20 protein-coding genes are annotated in these 23,717 nt (G+C 63.1%); 16 read left to right on the forward strand and 4 right to left on the reverse strand.

All coding sequences use genetic code 11. The annotated features are described in order from the left end of the window. Window positions 1-36: 36 nt before the first annotated feature. Window positions 37-1,221: an MFS transporter gene (locus tag M1E04_RS14030; protein WP_065991483.1), complete on the forward strand. Its 1,185-nt coding sequence runs from the start codon at window positions 37-39 to the stop codon at window positions 1,219-1,221. Between the two features lie 146 nt (window positions 1,222-1,367). Here the strand turns inward: M1E04_RS14030 and M1E04_RS14035 are convergent, their stop codons facing one another. Then, entirely contained in the window at window positions 1,368-1,781 is a 414-nt protein-coding gene (locus M1E04_RS14035) for a winged helix-turn-helix transcriptional regulator (protein ID WP_456291528.1), read from the reverse strand. An 83-nt stretch (window positions 1,782-1,864) separates the two neighbouring features. Here M1E04_RS14035 and M1E04_RS14040 point away from each other — a divergent pair, with 83 nt between their 5' ends. From M1E04_RS14040 to M1E04_RS14055, 4 genes are all read left to right on the forward strand, one after another. Further along, a complete protein-coding gene (locus M1E04_RS14040) occupies window positions 1,865-2,722 on the forward strand; it encodes an SDR family oxidoreductase (protein WP_456291529.1) in 858 nt (285 codons plus the stop codon). Between the two features lie 117 nt (window positions 2,723-2,839). Further along, entirely contained in the window at window positions 2,840-3,148 is a 309-nt protein-coding gene (locus M1E04_RS14045; protein ID WP_065991480.1) for an RcnB family protein, read from the forward strand. A gap of 84 nt (window positions 3,149-3,232) precedes the next feature. Continuing rightward, complete coding sequence (locus tag M1E04_RS14050) at window positions 3,233-3,553, forward strand: RcnB family protein (RefSeq protein WP_065991479.1); 321 nt, start codon at window positions 3,233-3,235, stop codon at window positions 3,551-3,553. Between the two features lie 167 nt (window positions 3,554-3,720). Further along, complete coding sequence (locus tag M1E04_RS14055; protein WP_456291530.1) at window positions 3,721-4,650, forward strand: AEC family transporter; 930 nt, start codon at window positions 3,721-3,723, stop codon at window positions 4,648-4,650. An 81-nt stretch (window positions 4,651-4,731) separates the two neighbouring features. On the opposite strand, the gene M1E04_RS14060 is transcribed toward M1E04_RS14055, so the two are convergent. Both M1E04_RS14060 and M1E04_RS14065 read right to left on the reverse strand, forming a co-directional pair. Beyond that, a complete protein-coding gene (locus tag M1E04_RS14060) occupies window positions 4,732-5,976 on the reverse strand; it encodes a serine hydrolase domain-containing protein (protein ID WP_456291531.1) in 1,245 nt (414 codons plus the stop codon). Window positions 5,977-6,231: 255 nt separating this feature from the next. Beyond that, complete coding sequence (locus M1E04_RS14065) at window positions 6,232-7,251, reverse strand: branched-chain amino acid aminotransferase (RefSeq protein ID WP_296306259.1); 1,020 nt, start codon at window positions 7,249-7,251, stop codon at window positions 6,232-6,234. A gap of 280 nt (window positions 7,252-7,531) precedes the next feature. Between M1E04_RS14065 and M1E04_RS14070 the strand changes: the two genes are divergently transcribed. Beyond that, window positions 7,532-8,356, forward strand: coding sequence for an HDOD domain-containing protein (locus tag M1E04_RS14070; protein ID WP_456291532.1), 825 nt, complete (start codon window positions 7,532-7,534; stop codon window positions 8,354-8,356). Window positions 8,357-8,616: 260 nt separating this feature from the next. Beyond that, window positions 8,617-9,459, forward strand: coding sequence for an NAD-dependent protein deacetylase (locus tag M1E04_RS14075; RefSeq protein WP_456291533.1), 843 nt, complete (start codon window positions 8,617-8,619; stop codon window positions 9,457-9,459). Between the two features lie 68 nt (window positions 9,460-9,527). On the opposite strand, the gene M1E04_RS14080 is transcribed toward M1E04_RS14075, so the two are convergent. After that, window positions 9,528-10,643 (reverse strand): DUF2817 domain-containing protein, encoded by a 1,116-nt coding sequence (locus M1E04_RS14080; RefSeq protein WP_456291534.1) that lies wholly within the window; start codon window positions 10,641-10,643, stop codon window positions 9,528-9,530. A gap of 1,198 nt (window positions 10,644-11,841) precedes the next feature. Between M1E04_RS14080 and M1E04_RS14085 the strand changes: the two genes are divergently transcribed. From M1E04_RS14085 to M1E04_RS14125, 9 genes are all read left to right on the forward strand, one after another. Further along, on the forward strand, window positions 11,842-12,696 hold the full coding sequence (locus M1E04_RS14085; protein WP_456291535.1) for an energy transducer TonB: 855 nt from the start codon (window positions 11,842-11,844) through the stop codon (window positions 12,694-12,696). A 52-nt stretch (window positions 12,697-12,748) separates the two neighbouring features. Next, window positions 12,749-13,456 carry a MotA/TolQ/ExbB proton channel family protein gene (locus M1E04_RS14090; protein WP_141695229.1) on the forward strand — a complete coding sequence of 236 codons (708 nt, stop codon included), beginning with the start codon at window positions 12,749-12,751 and terminating at the stop codon, window positions 13,454-13,456. Beyond that, window positions 13,456-13,857 (forward strand): ExbD/TolR family protein, encoded by a 402-nt coding sequence (locus M1E04_RS14095; RefSeq protein ID WP_456291536.1) that lies wholly within the window; start codon window positions 13,456-13,458, stop codon window positions 13,855-13,857. Before M1E04_RS14090 ends, M1E04_RS14095 begins: the two co-directional genes overlap by 1 nt. 217 nt (window positions 13,858-14,074) lie before the next feature. Next, the gene (locus tag M1E04_RS14100) at window positions 14,075-16,813 is read left to right on the forward strand and encodes a TonB-dependent receptor (RefSeq protein WP_456291537.1); all 2,739 of its coding nucleotides are present in this window, start codon (window positions 14,075-14,077) and stop codon (window positions 16,811-16,813) included. A 59-nt stretch (window positions 16,814-16,872) separates the two neighbouring features. Beyond that, window positions 16,873-18,813, forward strand: coding sequence for an extracellular solute-binding protein (locus tag M1E04_RS14105; protein ID WP_456291538.1), 1,941 nt, complete (start codon window positions 16,873-16,875; stop codon window positions 18,811-18,813). A gap of 1 nt (window position 18,814) precedes the next feature. Then, window positions 18,815-19,885, forward strand: coding sequence for a microcin C ABC transporter permease YejB (locus M1E04_RS14110; protein ID WP_065991468.1), 1,071 nt, complete (start codon window positions 18,815-18,817; stop codon window positions 19,883-19,885). Next, entirely contained in the window at window positions 19,885-20,907 is a 1,023-nt protein-coding gene (locus M1E04_RS14115; protein WP_192131087.1) for an ABC transporter permease, read from the forward strand. Before M1E04_RS14110 ends, M1E04_RS14115 begins: the two co-directional genes overlap by 1 nt. 8 nt (window positions 20,908-20,915) lie before the next feature. Beyond that, a complete protein-coding gene (locus M1E04_RS14120; RefSeq protein WP_192131085.1) occupies window positions 20,916-22,508 on the forward strand; it encodes an ABC transporter ATP-binding protein in 1,593 nt (530 codons plus the stop codon). 84 nt (window positions 22,509-22,592) lie between these two features. Next, window positions 22,593-23,648 (forward strand): permease, encoded by a 1,056-nt coding sequence (locus M1E04_RS14125; protein WP_369318125.1) that lies wholly within the window; start codon window positions 22,593-22,595, stop codon window positions 23,646-23,648. Window positions 23,649-23,717: the final 69 nt, after the last annotated feature.

Raw genomic sequence — 23,717 nt, forward strand, 5'->3', positions numbered from 1 at the left:
CAATAGGCTATGGCATCGTCTTTTGGAGCTTCACCTATGCAACCCTCACACTCCGCAACGGCGTCAGCGCCGGATGCCACGTCTCGGTCAGGGATACAGATCCTGATCATGGCGATCGCCGCCTTCATCATCGTCACCACTGAGTTCCTGATCGTCGGACTGCTTCCGGCGATGGCACACGACCTCGGTGTCTCCATCGCCGTGGCCGGCCAAGTGGTGACGCTGTTCGCCTTTACCGTGATGCTGTTCGGGCCGTTCCTCACGGCAAAACTGGCCGGCGTGGAACGCAAAAAGCTGTTCACCATCATCCTGCTGGTGTTTGCCGCCTCCAACGTGCTGGCGGCGCTGTCCACCAACATTTGGGTCATGGCCCTCGCGCGCTTTATTCCGGCGCTGGGCCTGCCCGTGTTCTGGGGCACGGCCAGCGAAACCGCCGGACAACTGGCAGCACCCGGCAAGTCGGGTCAGGCGGTGTCGCGGGTTTACCTGGGCATTTCCGCCGCCCTGGTGTTCGGCGTACCGCTGGGCACCGTCGCCGCCGATACCCTCGGCTGGCGCGGCAGCTTCTGGGTGCTGGCCGTTATCTCCCTGGTCATCGCCATCCTGATGCAGCTGTGCATGCCGACCTTGCCCTCCTCGCCGGCCAAGCACGGCGAGAAGCAGACCGACATTCTGAAACAGCCGCGCTTTCTCGCCCACGTGTTGCTGTCCGTGCTGGCGTTCACCGCGATGTTCACGGCCTACACCTACTTGGCCGATATCCTCCAGACCCTGGCCGGCGTGCCGACCAATCAAGTGGGCTGGTGGCTGATGGGCTTCGGCGCGGTCGGCATGATCGGCAACCAATGGGGCGGAAAGTTGGTCGACCGCAGCCCGCTGGGCGCGATGGTGCTGTTTCTGGTGATTCTGAGTGTCGGCATGGCCGCCGCCATTCCACTGGCCACTGATCATATCTGGCTGATCGCCGCGCTGGTGCTGTGGGGCGTTGCGTACACCGCACTGTTCCCGGTGTGCCAGGTGCGTGTGATGCAGGCCGGCTCCAAGGCTCAGGCGTTGGCGGCGACCATGAATATCTCGGCGGCTAACGCCGGTATCGGTTTGGGTGCGATCTTTGGTGGCCTGGGCATTGGCCACTTCGGACTTGGGTCGCTCGGCTGGATCGCGACCGGGATCGCCGCCCTGGCGATTGTGGTTGCGCTGTTGATGATGCGTAAGCGTTAAGCGTCTGGTCGGTCTGTAGACCGACTGCACGTTGGTTTGGCTGGCAGTGAAGCGAGGGTGGGCTGCTGCCTGGCCAGGCAAAACGCGCAGAGTCGGGATGCCGCTTTTTGAGCGCGGCATCCCGCCTCTGCAACGAGAAGCACCGCTCACTCCAGCGCCGGTGCTTTCCCTTCCCGCGCCGCCAGAATGCGCGACAGATTTTCCTCGATCCAGGACGTTAACCCGTCCATCTGCAAGGCGACCTCCTCGCCCATCGCGGTCAAACGGTATTCGACGTGGGCCGGCACCACCGGCAGCGCTTTGCGATCGACAAACCCATCTTGTTCCAGGCTCTGCAGCGTCTGCGACAGCATCTTTTCGCTGACCCCGCCGATCTTGCGCCGCAGCTCGCTAAACCGGTGCATGCCGTCCAGCAACACCACCAGCACCAACACCCCCCAGCGGCTGCACACATGATTGAGGATTTCCCGCGACGGGCAATCCCGGGCCAGCACCTCACCGGTACGGATTCGCTCGAGCAACGAGACGCTCCCGGCAGAGGGAGGGGACATATCGTTCATCACACTTACCTTTTCGTACGTACTTACGAAAGGTTAGCACGGTGACTATGCTGATCGCTCAATCACTTCTCTCGGGAATCATCATGATCGTCATCACCGGTGCCTCAGGCCAGCTTGGCCGCCTCGTCATCGCTCAACTGCTCGAAACCGTGCCTGCCTCGCAGATCGTCGCGGCCGTCCGTGACCCGGAAAAAGTGGCCGACCTTGCTGCCCAGGGCGTGCAGGTTCGCCAGGCCGATTATTCGCAGCCGGACACGCTCGACCGCGCTTTCGAAGGCGCCGAGAAGGTCCTGCTGATCTCGTCCAGTGAAGTAGGCCAGCGCGTGGCTCAGCATCGCGCGGTGATCGATGCCGCCCAACGCGCCGGTGTCAAACTGCTGGGCTACACCAGCGTGCTCCATGCCGACTCCTCGGCGCTGGGCCTGGCTGAAGAACATCAGCAGACCGAGGCGGCGCTGGCGCAGTCCGGCGTTCCGGCGGTGGTGTTGCGCAACGGCTGGTACCACGAAAATTACACGGCCGGCGTCGCCCACGCGGTGGCGAACGGCGCGCATTACGGCAGCGCGGGCGAAGGCCGGATCAGCTCTGCTGCGCGGGCGGACTATGCAGCGGCGGCGGCCGTTGTACTGACATCGACTGATGATGAGGCGGGCAAGGTCTACGAACTGGCCGGCGACGAGTCTTACACGCTGAAGGAATTCGCCGCTCAAATTGCGCAGCAATCCGGCAAGCCTGTCGTCTACACCGATCTTCCAGAGGCCGATTACAAGGCTGCGTTGCTGCACGCGGGGCTGCCGGCATTCGTCGCCGAGTTGCTCGCCAACTCCGATGCCGCCGCGGCCAAAGGTGCACTGTTCGACAACGGTCGGCAGTTAAGCCGTCTGATTGGCCGGCCGTCCACACCGCTGTCGGCCAGCGTTGCCGATGCGCTGTCCCTTTGATATTCGTGAGCGCCGCCCGCCAGAACGGGCGGCGCGCCAGCACCTGCACTGAATGATTTGCGCGGCCCACGGTCGGAACTAATGACAGCGCACCACGCGCTGGCCAAGGAGTTTCGAATGAACAGCAAATCGCTCATTGCCGGTCTGGCGATTCTGGGTAGCATTTCCGTTGCGAGTTTCACGGTGCAGGCCGCCAATGCAACGGAGCCGACCATTCAACCTTCCAGAGACAACATGCGGGAGCTCGAAGTCGGCAGCCGATCGCCGCAGGAATTTCAGCGCCCGGATGCAGCGCTGAAGGACTGGAAAGCCAAGGGCCTGGAAGAACCGGCCAAGATGAGTCAATGGGTGCGCATCAACAACAAATACGTTGAAGTGCAGACCACCAATGGCCAGATCACCAAGATTGTCCCGATCGAGAAATAAGTCGGGGCAGCGACCCAGCGCGCCGGGTTTGCGTGGCGCGCACCATCTCTTGAAGAACGTATAAGAACGACTAGAGGAATTCCCATGAACATGAAGAAACTGATGGCCTGCGCGGCCGTGTTTACTTGTTTGGGCGGGGCCAGCTTCGCCGCGGCGGCACAGACCCCTGCGACAAAAAGCGTGCAGGCAGAACACACCAATGAGCAGTACAAGGTGGGCGACACCACCCATGACCTGTACAAAGACGAGCGCGTCGGCGTCAAGGACTGGGAAGGCAAGGGCCTGCACGCACCAAAGGAAGGTACCCAATGGGTGTTGATCAGCGACAAATACGCGCTGATCAACATGGAAGACGGCAAGGTCCTCGACATCGCGCCGGGCAACCTGAAACCGCTGAAAAAGTAATGACCGCTACGCCCGTTACCGTGCCCGACACCCGTCGGGCATCGCTTTGCCAGCACCCTGTCCAAACGCCCGCCCCCGCTGCTTTTCGCTGACAAGAAAAGTTGCACCCTGGCGATGGCGCCCTCTACTCTGCGCCTCTCGTTTGTTGCGCCATAGGCCCGGGTTCGATGTCTTCCGTTTTGAATGTCTTGCTGCCGATCTTCGCGCTCATCCTGGTGGGCTACCTCTGTCGCCGCACCAACCGCCTCGGACCGACCGCCGCGTCTGAAATCAATCGAATGGTGGTCTGGCTGTGCTTGCCGGCGCTGCTGTTCACCGCCACAGCCCACGCCACCTGGGCACAGATCTGGCACCCGGGCTTCGTGCTGACCTTCACCCTGTCGACCCTCGCGATGTTCGTCATGACCTTACTGCTGCGGCGCCGCAAGGCCGGCCATTTCGCCGATGCCAGCATTGATGCCCTCAGCGCGTCCTATGCCAACACCGGCTACATCGGCATTCCGTTGTGCGTCATGGTGCTGGGGCAGGAAGGCCTGGAACCGGCCCTCATCGCCTCGTTGCTGGTGGTCTGCGTGGTATTCGGCATCGCCTTGGTGTGCATCGAAGTCGGCCTGCAAAGCGAGGCCCGGGTGCACCGCATCGTCCTCAAAGTGCTGTTGGCGCTGGCGAAAAACCCGCTGGTGGTGTCGCCCATCCTCGGCGCCTGCTGGGCATCGACCGGCGTGGCAATGCCCGGCGCGCTGGATACATTCCTCAGCCTGCTGGGGGCTGCGACGACACCCTGCGCGCTGATTTCCCTGGGCCTGTTTCTCGCCCAAAAGCAGCAAGGCCCGCGCGAGGGCACGACGTTGCTGGTGCTGATCAAACTGATCGCTCACCCCCTGCTCACCTGGTTTCTGGCGTATCGGGTGTTCCACCTGCCGCCGCTGTGGGCCAACTCTGCCCTGCTGTTGAGCGCCCTGCCCACCGGCACCGGGCCGTTCATGCTGGCCGAGTACTACAAGCGCGAGGCGTCGGTGGTGTCGAGCACGATCCTGATCTCGACGCTGGGCTCGCTGGTCACGCTGTCGCTGTGCATTTATTACATCAACGGATGAGGTGCCCATGCCCGCCTCTTGGCAGGCAAACGCGCGCCTGCAGGTCAGGCGTGCGCGGTGGGGCCAGCGATGCATACAAGGTCACTTCAACGCCGCGACCACCGCATCGAAGAAGGCCATCGGGTCGATGGGCTCTTTGTCCACCGGCTTGGGCTGTGCGCCGAAGGTGACGATCACGACGTTATTGGCCGGGTTGACGTAGATGTTCTGGCCCTGGATGCCGACCGCCGAATAGGCGCCGTCTTTGACGGAGGGCGCGGTCCAGGCGGTCCACCACATGTAGCCGTAATCCAGGCTTTTGCCGCCCTTGAGGGTGGTCGGCAGCGTCGCTTCCCTGACCCAGCCGTCGGGCAGAATCGAGGTGCCGTTGATCTTGCCGTCGTTCATGAAGAACAGCCCGAAGCGCCCGTAATCCCGTAGCGTGGCGCTGATGCCGCTGCCGCCGATCTCCACGCCGTCAGGCGAGTCCAGCCACCAGGTGGCGTCGCTTTCCATGCCGAACGGCTGCCAGATCTTCTTCGACAGGTACTCGGCCAGCGGCATCTTCACCGCACCCCGCACAATCTCGCCGAGAACCTGGGTTTCACCGGTGCTGTAGTTATTCACCGTGCCGGGCTCGGCAGCGCGCGGCAGGCTTGCCATCAGCGCCATGGCCGAGTGAGGCTGCTGGGAAATCTGCGCCTTGAGCAACGCCCGCCGGTCCGACGCCGGATCGGTGTAGGTCTCGTTCCACTTCACACCCGACGACATCATCAGCACGTTGCGCACGGTCACCCCGTCGTAGGCGCTGCCTTTGAGGGCCGGCACGTAGTCGACCACCTGGGCGTCAAGGCCCTTGATCAGGCCATCCCTGATCGCCGCCGCCGTCAGGGTCGAGGTGATGGACTTGGCCATGGACATCGACATCCAGCGGGTCTTTTCAGTGTTGCCGCGCTGGTAGGTTTCGAAGACGATCTTGCCGTCCTTGATCACCAGCATCGCGGTAATACTGTCCAGCGCCACGAAGTCATAGAGGTCGTACTTTTTGCCCTCGACGGTGAAGCGCACGTTGGGCAGTTGCCGATCCGACTTCGGCAGCGCATAGGGGTGATCGCCGGCCTTGATCGTGTGGGTGGGGAACAGTCGGCCGATATTGCGATAGGTGCTGACCGCCAGGTCCGGGAGCATGGCGCCGTCGTAGATCTGCTCGACCGTGCCAATGGGTTCCTGGGCGTGGGGATAGTCGTCTGCCCATGCACTGGACACCAGGGTGGCGGCGAGCAGGCCGAGGGACAGGGTCAGCGGCCGGTTGAAAGCGCCGGGACGGAACCAGACGGGTGGGTGCATGAGGTATCCTTTTTTGTCGTCGGTGACGGACGTCGGTCAATTTCCGGCAGGTGTTTTGGCTAAATCACCCGCCAAAGCCGGGCCCACTAAAAGAACGCGCGCGCTTGAACCCTAGCTCACCCACCGGCGTTGCACCGGGTGATCAGTTCAGTGGTTTCATACCCTGACGTCTGCGATGACGTACCTGACCAAATCGAAGGCAAAAAAAAACCACCGCGCAAGGCGGTGGCTTTCGGACGTGCAGGACGCGTCGGATCAGACTTTGACGATCCAGCCCGCCGGGCCTTCGATGTCCCCGGACTGAATGCCGGTCAGCTCTTTGTACAGGCGCTGGGTCACGGGACCGACGTCGGTTTCGCTGTGGAACACGTGCAGTTTGTCTTTGTAGCTGATGCCGCCGATCGGGGTGATCACCGCCGCGGTGCCGCACGCGCCGGCTTCCTTGAACAGGTCGAGCTTGTCGATGAACACCTCGCCCTCGGTGACCTTCAGTCCCAGACGGCTCTGCGCCAGTTCGATCAACGACAGACGAGTGATGCCTGGCAGCACGGACGGCGATTTCGGGGTGATGAACTGGTCGTCGTGGGTGATCCCGAAGAAGTTGGCCGAGCCGACTTCTTCGATCTTGGTGTGGGTCAACGGATCGAGGTAGATGGCGTCGGCGAAGTTGGCTTTCTTGGCCTCGGCGCCGGGCATCATGCTCGCGGCATAGTTACCGCCGACTTTCGCCGCGCCGGTGCCTTGTGGTGCGGCGCGGTCGTAGCTGGAGATGACGAAGTTGTGGGGCTTCATGCCGCCCTTGAAGTACGGGCCCACCGGGATGCAAAACACCGAGAAGATGAACTCGGGCGCAGCGCGCACGCCAATGTTGTCACCGACGCCGATCACGAACGGGCGCAGGTACAACGCGCCGCCGGTGCCGTACGGCGGGATGAAACGCTCGTTGGCGCGGACCACTTGCTTGCACGCTTCGATGAACTGCTCGGTCGGCACATGGGGCATCAACAGGCGGCTGCAACTGCGCTGCATGCGCGCGGCGTTCTGGTCGGGGCGGAAGAGGTTGATCGAGCCGTCTTTGGCGCGATAGGCCTTGAGGCCTTCGAAGCATTGCTGACCGTAATGCAGCGCGGTCGAGCCTTCGCTGATGTGCAGCACGTTGTCTTCGGTCAGGGTGCCTTGGTCCCACTCGCCATCGCGCCAGTGAGCCAGATAGCGTTTGTCGGTCTTGATGTAGTCGAAGCCGAGCTTGTCCCAGTTAATGCTGTCGTTACCCATGACACCCTCTATGTCCAGGCCAGCGCGGCCGGGAGTGTCCGGCGTCTGGCGTTTCATCGATAAGGCCCGGAGCAGGACGCGACCCGTTCCGGTGTGCCGCCATATTACTGATTTTTCTCCCCGCAAACCGCCTCCGCGGCAGATGAGCTGAAAAAGATCCTGGGCGGCCCGACTCAAGCATCGGGGTTTGTGTCGTCTGTAGCAAAACCGCCGGCCGACCCGTGCAGTTTCGCCAATGTTGCCTATGGTGTGTAAATCGTCCGAGACAGGAGCAGCACCCATGGGTATCGATCAATTGTTCGCCGATTTGAGCAGTCTTCCCAGCATTCCCAAGGTGGCGCAGGACCTGATCAAACAACTCGACAGCCCGTCGTCGGACCTGGGCAGCATTGCCGGCAACATCGAAAAGGACCCGGTGATCGCGGCGAAGATTCTGCGGCTGGCCAACTCCGCGCGCTTTCGCGGGGCCCGGGAGTCGTCGAGCATCGAGGACGCGGCCATGCGCCTGGGCTTCAACACTCTGCGCACGCTGGTGCTGGCGTCGGCGGTGACCGGCGCGTTCAAGGCAGGCCCGAGTTTTGATCTGAAGGGCTTCTGGCTGAAGAGTTTTCAGGTGGCGGGGATCTGCCGTTTGCTGGCGAAACAGTCCGGCGCCGATGCGGAAATCGCCTTCACCTGCGGGGTCATGCACGACATCGGCGAACTGCTGATCCAGACCGGCGCGCCCGCCGTTGCCGAGCGCATCAACAGCGTGACCAAGACCGGGACGACCGGCCGCGCGGCCATCGAAACGCTGCAGCTGGGCTTTGGCTACCCGGAAGTCGGCGCGGAACTGGCCCGGCGCTGGGGATTGCCGGAGGTCATCCAGAACGCCATCGCCTATCAGGCGCGGCCCATGCAGGCGCCGGGGGATGCGACCCAGCCCCGGATCGTGGCTCAGGCATTGACCATTTCTGCCGCGCTGGAGAATCACGGCGGCGCCACCGCGCAGGCCAGGCAGGAAGTCGACGGGCCGTTGCTGGACGGGATTGACCTGGATGCCCTGTTCGCCGCCCTGCCGAAGGTGCTGGAGGATGACAAGGCGTTTGCGGAGTTGTTGAGCTAGGTACGGTCAGGGCCGGGTTCGAGATTGATAGTGCTCGCACCGGCCCCTTCCCGGCTGAAGCCTGTCCTACAAATTGACCGCGGCGCCACCGGAGATTTGCAGTGGTCCGACTGACACAACGCGGTCAACCTGTAGGACTGGCTTCAGCCGGGAAGACGTCAGGCGTCACGCTGCAGAATTGAAGGTGCTCACTGGGGCCCCTTCCCGCACGGAGCCGGTCCTACTAGTATCAGCGCACAGCCGATCAAGAGGACCTGTGCATGCCTGATGGACCTGACACCCACGTCGACACCCTGCTGCACTGGATGCACGACCGCTCGTTCGTCGTCCTGACCGGCGCCGGGATCAGCACCTCCTCCGGAATCCCGGATTACCGCGACAGCGAGGGCGTGCGTCGGGGTCGGCAGCCGATGATGTTTCAGGAATTCCTCAATGCACCCGAGGCCCGGCGCCGTTACTGGGCCCGGGCGATGCTCGGCTGGCCCCGCGTCCGCGCCGCGCAACCCAACGCCGCCCACGAAGCGATTGCGCGCTTGCAGCAGCACGACTTCATCAGCGGCGTGATCACTCAGAACGTCGACACCTTGCACGATCAGGCCGGCAGCCATGATGGGGTGGAGTTGCACGGCAGCCTGCATTGGGTGCTGTGCCTGGACTGCCGCCAGCGCACCGAGCGCGACATCATTCAGTTGACCCTCGTTGAACAAAATCCCTACCTGGCGGGCGTCGATGCGGTGCAGGCGCCCGATGGCGATACCCTGCTCGACCCGGCGTTCGAAGAGCGCTTCCAGGTGCCCCACTGCCCCCATTGCGGCGGCGAGCGAATGAAACCTGACGTGGTGTTTTTCGGTGAAAACGTCGCGCCGCCTACTGCAGCCAAGGCCATGCAGCGCGTGGAAGAAGCCCAGGGCCTGCTGGTCGTGGGCTCATCGTTGATGGCGTTTTCGGCGTTTCGCCTGTGCCGCGCCATCAGCGATCAGGGCAAACCGCTGATCGCCATCAACCTGGGCAAAACCCGGGCGGATGATCTGCTGGATCTCAAGATAGAAGCGTCGTGCGAGGTGCTGTTGCCAGCGCTGGCGCAGCGGCTGCTGGTGGGTTAACGGACAGTGTTCGCTGCGAGATAGCGCGTTGTCTGGAGGACCGGAGTCCTCCCCCCGCGCTCGACCCATTATTTGGTTGCACGAATCCCCGGCAACGCCGCCAGCGCCCGGTCCCATACCTGCCGCGTCCTGACCCACGCCACTTCCTGCCAGTCCGGGTCCGCCGGATAGAACTGCTCCAGCAGCCCCTGCTTGATCCGCCGCCCGGTTTCGTCCAGCGGGTCGCCGTGCAGGTGCAGCCAGTGATCGTCACGCAAATGCCCATGTACGTCTGCGCCCGGGTACGTGCCGCATTCAATGACAAACGGCATCAGGTGCACACCCGGCAGCGCGTCGAGGAGCATCTGCGAGGTGTAGCCGGTGGACGTCGCCGCGACACCCGTTTCGCTGACCCGATTGGCGCCGGTGATCAGGGTGAACAGCCACGGCCCGAATAACGCTTTCGCGTCCTCCAGCGCCGGGTAGGCGGATTCAACGATACTCATCAGCATCGGATGACCGTAAGCACCGGCGCCGGTGTGCAGGTCAAAACAGGTCACCACCTCGGCGTCCTGCAAATACTGCCCGACGATGCTGCGCAGCGTGCGATTGGACCAGCTCGGCTCGCGGCCGCCGAAGAACAGGCCATCGGGGAATGCGTATTGCCCCGCCTCCACCACCGACATCAGCCCTGCCCAACCCCGCGCGTCGATCGCTGCCTGAAACAACGCGTCAGCCTGATCCCGCCGGGGCCCGCGCAACTGATTGCAGGCATAGATAGCGTGGACATCGGCATAGTCGCGGTTGTCCGGCAATGGCCGGCTGAAGTCGAGATAGTTGCGGTTCTGATCGAGGTTGTCCTCATTGACCCGGCGCATCCACGCCGTGCCCCAGGGGTTGATCAGGTGAGTCATCATGATCGCCACGCCCTCGGGCAACGAGCGTGGGTCAAAACCCTCGAGCCAGCGGCTCTGGCAATCGGAACCGTAATAGCCCTCGACGCCATGGGTGCCGCTCAACGCCACCAACACCCGCTGCGCACCCGGGTCGCCGAGCCAGGCGACATCCGTGGCCAGCGTCTCGCCAAACGGCCCCGTCAGCGGGTGGACGTATTCGCTCAATCGTGCGCCAGCGGCCGTGGCTGCCGCCATGAAGCGTTCGCGAAGCGGGCGATAACCCGGACGATCAGGAAAAAAGTGGCTCATTGATGCGCTCCAAAGGTAGTGGCACCGGGGGACAGGCGCTTACCAGACAGGCCGAACGCCACGGAAAAGGGACACTGCGTCAAAAATGTTACAACCGGACACGTTTTGGCACACTTCTTTCTAGTGTTTCTGTTGTGGAACGTCAGTACCACGAAACGCTTCGCGTCCAGCCCAGGCTGCCGCGAGTCTACGCTGCCAAACGGTGCGCACCCCGCACCCACGGGCAGAAACCGGACACTACCCCGTCCGAAACAGTGCAGGACGCCGACCAGAAGTCTGGCGTCCGTCGATAAGGAATTCGATTCGTGCCAGACATGCGCCCCTCACACCCGATCCGCCCACGCCGCGCCTCGCCTTATCCGCTGCACGCCTCCGTCAGCGAGCCTGCCATCCGCCCCATCTCCCTTCAGCGCTCCGGCTGAAACCCAGCGCCAATGCGCTGCAGTGCCTTACCTTTATTTCGTTTCAACGGCTGCCGCTTTTATAGCGATTCAGTAGCCACTTTTTATTGTTCCAATTCGGGACAGGCGCGCCTGCTCCCATAACGTTTTGAATTACCCGCTCGATTGCTCGCTGTTGATCTGCACACACTAAAAGGCATCACTGATCATTTTTAGTCAGTGCACGACAACGATAACGACTCTCCACCCCCTGACCGACAAGTCACACTTTCAGGAAACACCCCAATGATCACTTGAATACTCACGCACCAACTTGCACCTACTTAATCACGTTTGGTGCATTGCACTTCTGATTCAACCGGAACAGGTCAACGCGCAACCACGCGGTGAACCTGAATGAATAGGTTCGCCCCCTGTTCAGGTAACTGTCCCTGCCTCCATAACGTGAACGGAGCCCGATCAAATGAAATTCGCTAAAAAGTTACAGGAATGCGACATCGCCCCGCCCCAGGCCATAAATGCCGCGCTAGAGCCCTGCGCTGGCATAGCGGTTGCAATAGCGATGATCGTTAGGTAGTCATTCTGAAATAAAGACGTACGTCTTCGTACTCAACAAGAAATCAGGGAAATTCAATGTCTTCTCCATAGCCCACGCTGCAACAGCACTTATAAAGGCAGTTCTCTTAAAGACCTGCTTTCCCAGGCCTCGTGCATCCGACAGCACGGACGTCAACTTCAAGCACGGCAACTTGTTTGAACGGACCCTTATTGCCCTTCAACAACCCGAGGGAGCTTTAATGAATGACGCGGTAAAAACGAAAGCCATACCTGACCCGGCACCGGACGAACTGTCCATGGCCTGGCCGCGTATTCCTTTCAAGGAAAACACATCGCGCCCGGGTGAACTAAGCCGCACGCACGTGTTGATATTGATTGCCGCCTCGGTCCTTATTCACGGCGCCCTCTGGTGGTATATGCAGACCGCTAAAGCCGACGTCCCGGAAGTTGCGCCGCAAGTGCCCGAGATGACCGTCGAATTGACCAGCCCGACACCGCCAACGCCCCAAACGCCACCTGAGCCACCCCCGCCGCCTCTGCCCGAGCCACCACCGCCTCCGCCGCCTCCCGAACCGGAGCAACCGGTCGAGGACCCCGACGCGCTCAAGCGGCCGCCGAAACCGGTGGAGAAGCCCGTCGAGAAACCGAAGGTCGAGAAGCCCAAGCCGGTGAAGAAACCCGAACCGGTGAAAAAGCCAACGCCGCCCGCACCGCCAGCACCCGCTGCGCCGAGCCCGCCTGCGCCGGCCGCCCCGTCACCTTCGCCTGCCCCCGCTGCCCCGGCGGCTGCACCGGCGGCACCGGTCAAGGAATCGGCCGCGATTTCCGGGCTCGCCAGCCTGGGCAACCCGCCACCGGAATACCCCGGTGCGGCACTGCGCAAGGGCATGGAAGGCCGCGTGATCCTGCGCATCAAGGTGCTGCCCAACGGCCGCGCCGGCACGGTGGAGGTGACCAAGTCCAGCGGCAAGCAGGTGCTGGACGATGCAGCGGTGGAAACGGTGCGCAACTGGAAATTTATTCCGGCCAAGCGCGGCGACACCCCGATCGAAGGCTTCGCGACGCAAACCATCGACTTCAAGCTGCCCGAATGAACCCGGTCAGCCCATCAACAACAACTCTTTATATAGCGGGTGAGGTGTAACCATGAACGAATCGATCTCTTCGATGATTGTCCCCGGCGTGCTCTGGGCGCTGGTGGTGTTTTCGGTGCTGAGCTGGGGACTGTTGCTGATCAAATCCGCACAGTACGTACGCTTGAAGACCCAAAACAAACAGTTCGCCAAAGCGTTCTGGGCAGCGCCGGATCTGCTCACCGCCGCCGAGCACTCCAGTCAATACCCGGGCTCACTGGCGCGGATCGCCAACAGCGGTTTCGAAGCCATGGCAGTGGACGACACGCCGCGCAACACCCAGCAGCTCGCCCACACCATCAACCGCTCCGACCGGCTGGAGCGCAACCTGCGCCAGCAGATCCAGAAAGAACGCCGCGCCCTGGAAGCCGGCCAGGCCATCCTCGCCAGTATCGGCAGCACGGCGCCGTTCATCGGCCTGTTCGGTACGGTCTGGGGCATCATGGAAGCGCTGCAAAGCATCGGCGCCAGCGGTTCGGCGAGCCTGGAAACCGTGGCCGGCCCCATCGGTCACGCCCTGATTGCCACCGGTGTCGGCATCGCCGTCGCGGTCCCGGCAGTGCTGATCTACAACTTCTTCCTGCGCCGTCTCAAGCTCGCCGTCGCCGACATGGATGACTTCGCCCACGACTTCGACGCCCTCGCCCAGCGCAGCGCCTTCGCCATTAACCGTCAGGCCATCGCCAGCAAGCACAGCCAGACTGTGCGGGAGGCGAGCTGATGTCGTTCTCCACCCAAGACAGCGATGAAGTGCTCAGCGAAATGAACGTCACGCCGCTGGTGGACGTGATGCTTGTGCTGCTGGTGGTGTTCATCGTCACCGCGCCGCTGATGACCAACGCCATCAAGGTCAACCTGCCGAAAACCGACGCCGTCGCGCCCGCCGACAAGAAAGACCCGGTGGTGGTCAGCGTCGATCAGGACGGCAAGTTCTACCTGGCCAAATCCGAAGTCGCGCCGGAATCCCTGGAGCTCAGCCTCAAGGACGTCAAGGCCAAGGACCCGGAGGTGCGCGTGCAATTGCAGGCCGACACCAACGTCAACTACGGCCAGGTGGCCAAGGCGATGGCGTCGATCGAGCGCTCGGGCATCACCAGGATTTCAGTGATGACGTCCAAATGATCGACACATGACCCGCACCTGATCTGCACCTGAAGCAGGCGCCGCACCCCGCTGCGGCCCTGCGCACCCTACTCCCGATTCACCGCCGTCCGGGTTTTTGCCCCGGAGGGGAGCGGCTTGTTTGAAATAAGGAAATTCCCGACCGCCATCACCGTGTCGGAGCAACGAGGGCTCACAAGGCCATTTCAATAACATCTGGAATAAGTCGGAAACTACCATGCTGATGAGCTTTCCCGGTTTTACCCTCAAGCCCCTTGTTGTTGCCGTACAACGCCACCCCCGTGCGCTGATCTGCGCACTGGCGGTCGGCATGAGCCCGGCCTATGGCGCCGACAGCACGGACAGCGCCGCCGATGCCGCACCTGGCAGTGAAGCCGCTGTCCCCGCGGCGGCGGTGGCTGCTGCGCCGGCGACCACCCAGCTCAAACGGGTGGAAGTGACCGGTTCGGCCGTGCGCCGGGCCGATGCGGAAACCGCCGTGCCGGTGACCATCCTGCGTGCCGACGAACTGAAGAAGCAAGGCGTGACCACCACCGAGCAGATGGTCCAGCGCATCACCGGCAGCCAGTCGATGATGAACAGCGCAGGCTCGGTCGGTGCGTCCACTGGCGGCGCTTCCTATGCCGACATGCGCGGCATCGGCGCCAACAAAACGCTCATCCTGCTCAACGGCCGCCGTCTGGCCAACAACGCCTTGTCCGGCGTCGGCACGCCCAACGGCAGCGCCATCGACCTGAACATGATTCCGTTCGCCGCCATCGACCGCATCGAAGTGCTGCGCGACGGTGCCTCGGCGCTGTACGGCACCGACGCCATCGGCGGCGTGATCAACTTCATCACCAAGAAATCCCTGACCGACGGCACCCTGAGCCTCGGCGGCGACACCCCGACCGCCAGCGGTGGCGGCGCCAGCAAAGACGTCAGCGCCAGCTGGGGTTTCGGCGATCTGGACGAAGACCGCTTCAACGTCATGGGCGTGTTCAACTACAACAAGCAGCAGAACCTCGACGCCAACGACCGTTCGTTCGACAAGGATTACGTCCCGGGCCGCGGCCTCAACCAGACCTCCGGCACCGCTTATCCCGGCAACTACTACCAGAGCAACAACAGCACCAACCCCCTCGCGCCCAACTGCGCGGGACCTGGTCTGGTGAGCGTGAACGGGCTGTGCCGGTTCAGCACCCGCGATTACATCGACCTGGTGCCGCAGACCGAGAAGACCTCGTTCTTCGGTCGCGCCACCGGCAAGCTGGCCGAAGACCACAACGTCAGCCTCGAATACTTCTTTGCCCGCAACAACAACGCCACCAGCATCGGCCCGGCGCCGTTGACCGGCCTGAGCATCGACCCGTCTTCGCCCTACTACCCGGGCAACGGCATCACCCCCGGCCCGAACAACTTCGCCCTCGACCCGACCCAACCGGTGGACACCGCCTGGCGTGAGACCGCCGCGGGCCCCCGTGGCAGCAAGGACCAGAACACCAACCAGCGCCTGTTGCTGACCTTCGACGGCACCGTCGGCGGCTGGGATTACAACCTGGGCGCCAACTACAACCAGAGCAAAGTCGTTTCCAGCGTGACATCGGGTTACGCCAGCGACGCCGCCCTCAAAGCGGGCCTGGCCAGCGGCCTGCTCAACCCGTTCGGCGCGCAATCGGCGGCGGGTCAGCAGTACATCGACGATGCGGCGTACCACGGCGAATACTCCACCGCCGTTGGCCGCGTTTATGGCGTGGACGGACGTATCAGCCGCGAGATCGGCAACTGGTTCGGCGCCGGGGAATCCGGTCTGGCGCTGGGCGGCGAATACCGCAAGGAAAAGCTGCACCAGAACTACGAGGACTTCGTCGATGACATCGACAGCCTGGGCCTGGACTCGGCCGGTTCCGTGTCCGGCGATCGCAGCGTCAAGGCCGAATACGCCGAGCTGAACGTCCCCGTGATCGACAGCCTGGAACTGACCGCTGCCGTGCGCCACGACAAATACAGCGACTTCGGCAGCACCACCAACCCGAAATACTCGTTCCGCTTCCAGCCGTTCAAAGAGCTGGTCATGCGCGGCGCGTACAGCGAAGGTTTCCGTGCGCCGTCGCTGTACGAGCTGTACGCCCCGCAGAGCCTGGCCTACAGCCAGGGTTATTACGACGACCCGACGCTGTGCGCCGGCGGTACCGTGCAACCGGGCGGTCAGGCCGGGCGTGACTGCAATCAGCAGTTCCTCAACCGCAGCGGTGGCAACGCGAGCCTGTCCCCGGAGAAAGCCCGCAACGTGACCCTGGGCTTCGTTTATCAGCCGATGAACAACCTCTCCATGGGCCTGGATTTCTGGTGGATTCACATTTCCAACCAGATTCAGTCGTTTCCTGAATCCACCGTGTTCGACCAATCGGACCTGTACGGCGACCGCATCATCCGCAACGCCGACGGCTCCATCGCCAACATCGTCACCGGCAACTCCAACCTGGGCATCGTCAAGACCAATGGTGTCGACGTGACCCTGGATTACCGCTTCCCGAACACGCCGTATGGCCAGTTCGGTCTGGGGCTGACCGGGACCTACGTCAACCGCTATGACTTCCAGAACATCATCGACGGTCCATACACCGACAAGGTCGGCGACTTCCAGGGTGATGGCGTGATCGCGCGCTGGAAACACGTGTTGATCGGCAGCTGGACCCTGGGCGACAGCCGTGCCTCCCTGACCAACCGCTTCACCAGCGGCTACAACGACTACGACCGCAGCACCAACGGTACCGTGCCGTCGTACTCGCTGTGGGACCTGTCGGTGGGCCACACCTTCGAGAAGGTGCTGGACGTCGATGCCGGCGTGCGCAACCTGTTCGACCGCGACCCGCCGTTCACCAACCAGGCCTACAACTTCCAGTCCGGCTATGACCCTCGTTACGCCGATCCACTGGGCCGCACGCTTTTTGCGCGGGCCACGTACCACTTCTAAGCGCTGACGCCCGACGCGCAGGTGATCCGGCGCGTCGGGCTGCACTCAAGGATGTCCGCATGTCCGCCACCCCCTTTCCTCTGCCGCGCCGCTTACCGGGCGGGGCATTGCTGTACTCGGTGCTGTTGTCTGGCTCGCTGCTGCTGGGTATCTCCCAAGTGTCTGCCGCGGCGGTGCATGCGCTGACCGTCTATGGCGAAGCGCCGAAATACGCCGCTGATTTCCAGCACTTCGATTACGTCGACCCTGATGCGCCCAAAGGCGGTTCCATGAGCCGCGCGTCCGAGGAGATCGGCCAGTTCAACTACCTCACGCCCTATGTCGATCAGGGCATTTCCGTGAGCCAGATCGACACGTGGGTGTATGCGCCGCTGGCCTATCGCTCACTGGACGAGCCCTACACGGTGTACGGATTGGTCGCCGAGAAAATGGAGCGCGACCCCGATAACCTCTGGGTGCGTTTCTACCTCAACCCCAAGGCGCGTTTCGATGACGGCACGCCGATTACCGCCGAAGACGTGCGCTACACCTGGCAGACGCTAATTACCCAGGGCAGCTTCAGCTATCGCCCGCTGTACGCTGACGTCAAGGACGCGGTCATCGAAGCGCCGGGGCAGATCCGTTTCGATTTCAAAACCGGCACCAATCGCACCCTCGCCCTGGACCTCGCCAGCCTGCGCATCCTGCCCGAGCACTGGTGGAAAACCCGCGACTTCACCAAGGGCGGCGGCTTCGAACCGCCACTGGGCAGTGGGCCGTATCGGGTCTCGCGGGTCGACGCCGGGCGCAGTGTCAGCTTCGAGCGGGTCAAGGACTGGTGGGGCAAAGACCTGCCGGTCAGCCGTGGGCTCTACAACTTCGACGCACTGACGGTGAATTTCTACGGCGATGTCGACGTGGCCCGGCAACTGGTCCAGGCCGGCAACTTCGATTACAACCGCGAGTTCTCCTCGGCTGGCTACGTCGTCGGCTACACCGCGCCGAGCTTGCAGGAGGGCCGTCTGCAAAAGACCATTCTGGCTAAACGCCGCCCGGTGGCCGGTCAGGGCTTCGTGTTCAATCTCGACAAGCCGATGTTCCAGGACCGGCGTGTCCGTGAGGCCCTGGCGATGCTCTGGGATTTCGAGTGGGTCAACGGCCAGATCATGCGCAACTTCTATGTGCGCGAACAAACCTACTTCCCGAAGAGCGAGATGGCCGCCACCGAGCTGCCCGACGCCCAGGAGCTGAGCCTCCTCGAGCCCCTGCGCGGGCAGATCCCGGACGAAGTCTTCGATCAGGTCTGGCGCGCACCGAAGACCGACGGCAGCGGCTACATCCGCGACAAGCAGCTCAAGGCCCTCAAACTGCTGGCCGAGGCCGGCTGGCACGCGAAGAACAACCGGCTGGTGAACGCCGCCGGTCAGCCGCTGGAGTTTTCCTTCCTCGACGGCCAGGGCGGTTTCGAGCGGCTGGTGCTGCCGTACAAGCGGGTGCTGGCGCAGATCGGCATCACCCTGAATTTTCGTCGCGTGGACTCGGCGCAGTACATGAACCGCCTGAACGCCCGGGACTACGACATGATCGTGGTCACGCTGCCGAGCAACGGCAATCCGATCCTCTCCCCCGGCCGCGAGCTGTACAACCTGTTCGGCTCGCAAAGCGCGCGGCAGGTCGGCAGTTCCAACGCCATGGTGCTGCGCAATCCGGCGGTCGATCGCCTTATCGATGGTCTGGTGGCGGCCAACAACCGCAACGACATGCTGCACTACGCCCGCGCCTTGGATCGGGTGCTGCTCTGGGGTTTCTACATGATTCCAAACTATTACTCCCAGGGCACGCCAGTGGTGTTCGCCAACCGCTTTGGCCGGCCGGCGATCGAACCGATCTATGACGTCGGTCTGGAAAGCTGGTGGGAAGTCAGCCGCGTGCCGCTGACCGATGCGCAGATGGCCGCGCAGCTGGCGACACACAGCAACAGCGCTAATAGCCGTGCTGCACCAACAACGGAGGGCCAGTGACATGCTCGCCTACACCCTGCGTCGACTGCTGCTGATCATTCCCACGCTGCTGTGCATTCTGGTGGTCAACTTCCTCATCGTGCAGGCCGCCCCGGGCGGTCCCGTCGAGCAAGCCATCGCCCGGGTTCAGGGCATGGGCCCGGCGGGCGGCATCGGTGGCGGCGGTGGCGAGGTCGCGGCCACCGGCGGCATCAGCCGGGGCGCCCAAGGCCTGGACCCGGAGCTGGTCGAAGCGATCAAGCACCAATACGGTTTCGACAAACCGCTGCACGAGCGCCTGTGGCTGATGCTCACCCATTACGCGCAGCTGGATTTCGGCAGCAGCTTTTTTCGCGGCGCCACGGTGACCGGGTTGATCCTGCAAAAGCTGCCGGTGACCCTATCCCTCGGGCTCTGGGCGACCCTGATCACGTACCTGATCTCGATCCCGCTGGGCATCCGCAAGGCCGTGCTCCATGGCAGCCGCTTCGATGTCTGGAGCAGCACGCTGATCATCATCGGCTACGCCATCCCGGCGTTCCTGTTCGCCATTCTGCTGATCGTGGTGTTTGCCGGCGGCAGCTACTGGAGCTGGTTTCCGGCCCAAGGGCTGTTCTCCGACGACTTCGCCAGCCTCTCGCCGCTGGGCAAGCTGCGCGATTACCTGTGGCATCTGGTGCTGCCGGTCAGTGCGCTGGTCATAGGCGGCTTCGCCACCCTGACCATCCTCACCAAAAACAGCTTCCTCAACGAGATCGGTCGCCAGTACGTGGTCACCGCACGGGCCAAGGGTCTCAGCGAGCAGCGCGTGCTCTACGGCCATGTGTTCCGCAACGCCATGCTGCTGGTGGTGGCGGGCATTCCCCAGGCGCTGATTGAGGTGTTCTTCGCCGGCTCGCTGCTGATCGAAACCATCTTCGGCCTCGATGGCATCGGCCGCATGAGCTACGAAGCGGCGGTGTCCCGGGATTACCCGGTGGTCTTCGGCACGCTGTTTCTGTTCACCCTGTTCGGCCTGTTGATCAAGCTGGTGGGCGACCTGTGCTACACGCTGGTCGACCCGCGCATCGACTTTTCCGCGAGGAGCGCCTGATGTTCGAGTTTTCCCCGCAAAACCAGCGCCGCATCGCCAACTTCAAGGCCAACCGGCGTGGCTGGTGGTCGCTGTGGCTGTTCGTGGCGCTGCTGGTGATTTGCCTGTGCGGCGAACTGATCGCCAACGACAAGCCGCTGATCGTGCGCTATCAGGGCGAGCTGTACTTCCCGGCGATGCACCAGTACCTGGAGACCGACTTCGGCGGCGAACTGCCCTTCGAGCCGGACTACTCCAGCGATTACGTGCGCAAACTGATCGTCGACAAGGGCGGCTGGATGCTCTTCGCGCCGATCCCCTTCAGCTACGACACAGTCAATTACGAACTGCGCGAGCCCTCCCCCAGCCCGCCCAGCGCGCGCAACTGGCTGGGCACCGACGACCAGGCGCGGGACGTCATGGCGCGGGTGCTGTTCGGCACCCGCGTATCGATACTCTTCGCGTTGGCGCTGACCGCCATCAGCACGGTGATCGGCGTGTTCGCCGGAGCGATTCAGGGCTATTACGGCGGGCTGGCGGATTTGATCGGCCAGCGCTTGCAGGAGGTCTGGTCGGGGCTGCCGGTGCTGTACCTGCTGATCATTCTGTCGGGCTTCGTCGAGCCGGACTTCGGGTGGCTGCTGGGAATCATGTCGCTGTTTTCCTGGCTGGCGCTGGTCGACGTGGTCCGCGCCGAGTTCCTGCGCGGGCGCAATCTGGAATACGTCAAAGCCGCCCGCGCCCTGGGCCTCAGCGACGGCGCGCTGATGTGGCGACACATTCTGCCCAACGCCATGACCAGCACCCTCACCTACTTGCCGTTCATTGTGACCGGCGCCATCGCCACCCTCACCGCGCTGGATTTCCTTGGCTTCGGCATGCCCGCCGAAAGCGCGTCCCTAGGCGAACTCATCGGTCAGGCCAAACGCAACTTGCAAGCGCCGTGGCTGGGCGTCACGGCGTTCTGCGCCCTGGCGTTGATTCTCACACTGCTGGTGTTCATCGGCGAAGCCTGCCGTGACGCCTTCGACCCACGGACTTGAGCGCTGCCATGACTGACCCTCTGATCCAGATCCGCAACCTGCGCGTCGCTTTCAACGGCGCCGAAGTGGTGCACGGCCTCGACCTCGACATCCAGCCCGGCGAGTGCCTGGCGCTGGTCGGTGAGTCCGGTTCGGGCAAGTCGGTGACCGCGCACTCGATCCTGCGGCTGCTGCCGGCCAAGTCCGTGAGCACCCAGGGCAGCATTCGTTACAAGGGCGTCGACCTGCTGCACGCCAGCGACAAGGTGCTGCGGGGGCTGCGTGGCAACCGCATCGCCATGATCTTTCAGGAGCCGATGACCTCGCTGAACCCGTTGCACACTGTGGAGAAACAGATCGGCGAAATCCTCGCCATGCACAAGGGCCTCAAGGGCAAGGCCGCCCGCGAGCGCACTCTGGAACTGCTCGGGCTGGTGGGCATCCAGAACCCGCCGCAGCGGCTCAAGGCCCTGCCCCATCAACTGTCCGGCGGGCAGCGCCAGCGGGTGATGATTGCCATGGCGCTGGCCAATGAACCCGAGCTGCTGATCGCCGACGAGCCCACCACGGCACTGGACGTGACGGTGCAGCTCAAGATTCTCGAACTGCTCAAATCCCTGCAACAACGGCTGGGCATGTCGCTGCTGCTGATCAGCCATGACCTCAATCTGGTCCGGCGCATCGCCCAGCGGGTCTGCGTGATGCGCGCCGGCGAAATCGTCGAGCAGGCGGATTGCCAGACGCTGTTCGCCGCTGCGCAACACCCCTACAGCCGCCTGCTGATCAATGCCGAACCCGACGGCGAACCGGTGCCCGGCGAGCACACCCAGACCCTGCTGTCGGTGGACGCGCTGAAGGTCTGGTTTCCCCTGCCCAAGCCGTTGTTGCGGCGCGAGCGGCAGTACATCAAGGCGGTGGACGGGGTGAGTTTCGAGCTGTTGAAAGGCCAGACCCTGGGCATCGTCGGCGAGTCCGGCTCGGGCAAATCGACCCTGGGCCAGGCGATCCTGCGGCTGATCGATTCCGAAGGCAGCATCCGTTTCGCCAACAAGGAGCTGAGCCTGCGCAGCCAGCAACTGATGCGGCCGTTGCGCAAGCGCATTCAGGTGGTGTTTCAGGACCCTTTCGGCAGCTTGAGTCCGCGCATGACGGTGCAGCAGATCATCGCCGAAGGGCTGCTGACCCACGGCATCGGCACACCGGCCCAACGTGAACAGACGGTGATCCGCGTGCTCGGCGAAGTCGGTCTCGACCCGGAGAGCCGTCACCGTTACCCCCATGAATTCTCCGGCGGTCAGCGACAGCGTGTGGCCATAGCCCGGGCGCTGGTGCTGGAACCGGAGCTGATCTTGCTAGACGAGCCCACTTCCGCGCTGGACCGCACCGTGCAAAAACAGATCATTGCCTTGCTGCGGGATTTGCAGATTCGTCACGGCCTCAGTTATCTGTTCATCAGCCACGACCTGGCGGTGGTGCATGCATTGGCCCACGACGTGCTGGTGATCAAGGACGGCAAAGTGGTCGAGCAAGGGCCGGCGCGGGTTATCTTCGGTCATCCGCGCCAGCCCTACACCCAGGAACTGCTGCGCGCCTCCGGGCTGGATTTCGGCGGACGGGCGTGAGCCGACATACCTTGCGACACCTACTATAATGCCCGGCCACGGCGTATCATCCCGCCCCCACGATTTCCTGCTCTGGTGCCTGTCATGACTGCCCTCCCGCTCACCTCCGAACGCCGCGGCTGGTCGTTCTGGTGGAAACCCCTGGCGTTCCTGCTGGTGGCCGCCATCGGCTTGTACTACGTCAAGTGGTCGCCGTATTACCTGAAATCCTTCATCGCCGCCGACACCCACACCATCGGCGCCTCGATCATCAACGACAACCCGGCTACGCCATGGGCTGCCGCTTTGGCGTACGCCCAGGTGTACTTCCTGGCGATCTGGAAAGCCGCGGTGCTGGCGGTCATCCTCGGCTCGCTGTTGCAGGTGCTGATTCCCCGGGACTGGCTGCTGAAGATGTTCGGCCGCGCCGGACTCGGCTCGACCATTCGCGGCGGCCTGTTCGCCCTGCCGGGCATGATGTGCAGCTGCTGCGCGGCTCCGGTGGCAGCGGGCTTGCGCAAGCAGAACGTGTCGGTGGGCGCGGCGCTGGCCTTCTGGATCGCCAACCCGGTGCTCAACCCGGCCACGCTGGTGTTCATGGGCTTTGTGCTGGGCTGGGGTTTCACGGCGCTGCGACTGGTGGCGGGCCTTGTGCTGGTGATCGGCGTGTCCCTTGTTGCACAACGCATTTCCCGCCCGGAAGCCGTCCCGGAGCAGGCGCTGGAGGCCGTGGCCAATGCCGAGCGGCCAGAGGAAGGCAGCCTGCTGGTGCGCTGGGGCAAGACGATTTGGCAGTTGTTCTGGACGACGATTCCGATCTACGTCATCGCTGTGCTGATCCTCGGCGCCGCGCGGGTCTGGCTGTTCCCTCATGTTGACGGCGCGATGGGCAACAGCCTGTTGTGGCTGGTGCCGCTGGCGATTGTCGGGACATTGTTCGTGATCCCGACGGCGGCCGAAATCCCGATCGTACAGACGCTGCTGGCGTTGGGTCTGGGCACTGCGCCGGCGGTGGCGTTGCTCATGACCCTGCCGAGCGTGAGCTTGCCGTCGCTGTTGATGCTGCGTAAATCCTTCGACGCCAAGGTGCTGGTGATCGTGGGGGTGCTGACCATGCTGGTCGGGGTAATCAGTGGGCTTGTTGGCGCTTTGCTTTTGTAAGGCTTAGATCAAGATCAAGATCAAGATCTACAGCGGCCCTGCCTAACGGCAGAGCATTTCGCCTTCGGC

Source organism: Pseudomonas sp. AK106 (genome assembly GCF_053903055.1).

Coding starts and splice junctions, on each gene's coding strand:
- M1E04_RS14115 (WP_192131087.1), top strand. CDS start 19,885: ATGTTCGAGTTTTCCCCGCAAAACCAGCGCCGCATCGCCAACTTCAAG.
- M1E04_RS14075 (WP_456291533.1), top strand. CDS start 8,617: ATGCCTGATGGACCTGACACCCACGTCGACACCCTGCTGCACTGGATG.
- M1E04_RS14100 (WP_456291537.1), top strand. CDS start 14,075: ATGCTGATGAGCTTTCCCGGTTTTACCCTCAAGCCCCTTGTTGTTGCC.
- M1E04_RS14055 (WP_456291530.1), top strand. CDS start 3,721: ATGTCTTCCGTTTTGAATGTCTTGCTGCCGATCTTCGCGCTCATCCTG.
- M1E04_RS14085 (WP_456291535.1), top strand. CDS start 11,842: ATGAATGACGCGGTAAAAACGAAAGCCATACCTGACCCGGCACCGGAC.
- M1E04_RS14110 (WP_065991468.1), top strand. CDS start 18,815: ATGCTCGCCTACACCCTGCGTCGACTGCTGCTGATCATTCCCACGCTG.
- M1E04_RS14095 (WP_456291536.1), top strand. CDS start 13,456: ATGTCGTTCTCCACCCAAGACAGCGATGAAGTGCTCAGCGAAATGAAC.
- M1E04_RS14070 (WP_456291532.1), top strand. CDS start 7,532: ATGGGTATCGATCAATTGTTCGCCGATTTGAGCAGTCTTCCCAGCATT.
- M1E04_RS14045 (WP_065991480.1), top strand. CDS start 2,840: ATGAACAGCAAATCGCTCATTGCCGGTCTGGCGATTCTGGGTAGCATT.
- M1E04_RS14040 (WP_456291529.1), top strand. CDS start 1,865: ATGATCGTCATCACCGGTGCCTCAGGCCAGCTTGGCCGCCTCGTCATC.
- M1E04_RS14065 (WP_296306259.1), bottom strand. CDS start 7,251: ATGGGTAACGACAGCATTAACTGGGACAAGCTCGGCTTCGACTACATC.
- M1E04_RS14090 (WP_141695229.1), top strand. CDS start 12,749: ATGAACGAATCGATCTCTTCGATGATTGTCCCCGGCGTGCTCTGGGCG.
- M1E04_RS14030 (WP_065991483.1), top strand. CDS start 37: ATGCAACCCTCACACTCCGCAACGGCGTCAGCGCCGGATGCCACGTCT.
- M1E04_RS14120 (WP_192131085.1), top strand. CDS start 20,916: ATGACTGACCCTCTGATCCAGATCCGCAACCTGCGCGTCGCTTTCAAC.
- M1E04_RS14125 (WP_369318125.1), top strand. CDS start 22,593: ATGACTGCCCTCCCGCTCACCTCCGAACGCCGCGGCTGGTCGTTCTGG.
- M1E04_RS14035 (WP_456291528.1), bottom strand. CDS start 1,781: ATGAACGATATGTCCCCTCCCTCTGCCGGGAGCGTCTCGTTGCTCGAG.
- M1E04_RS14060 (WP_456291531.1), bottom strand. CDS start 5,976: ATGCACCCACCCGTCTGGTTCCGTCCCGGCGCTTTCAACCGGCCGCTG.
- M1E04_RS14105 (WP_456291538.1), top strand. CDS start 16,873: ATGTCCGCCACCCCCTTTCCTCTGCCGCGCCGCTTACCGGGCGGGGCA.
- M1E04_RS14080 (WP_456291534.1), bottom strand. CDS start 10,643: ATGAGCCACTTTTTTCCTGATCGTCCGGGTTATCGCCCGCTTCGCGAA.
- M1E04_RS14050 (WP_065991479.1), top strand. CDS start 3,233: ATGAACATGAAGAAACTGATGGCCTGCGCGGCCGTGTTTACTTGTTTG.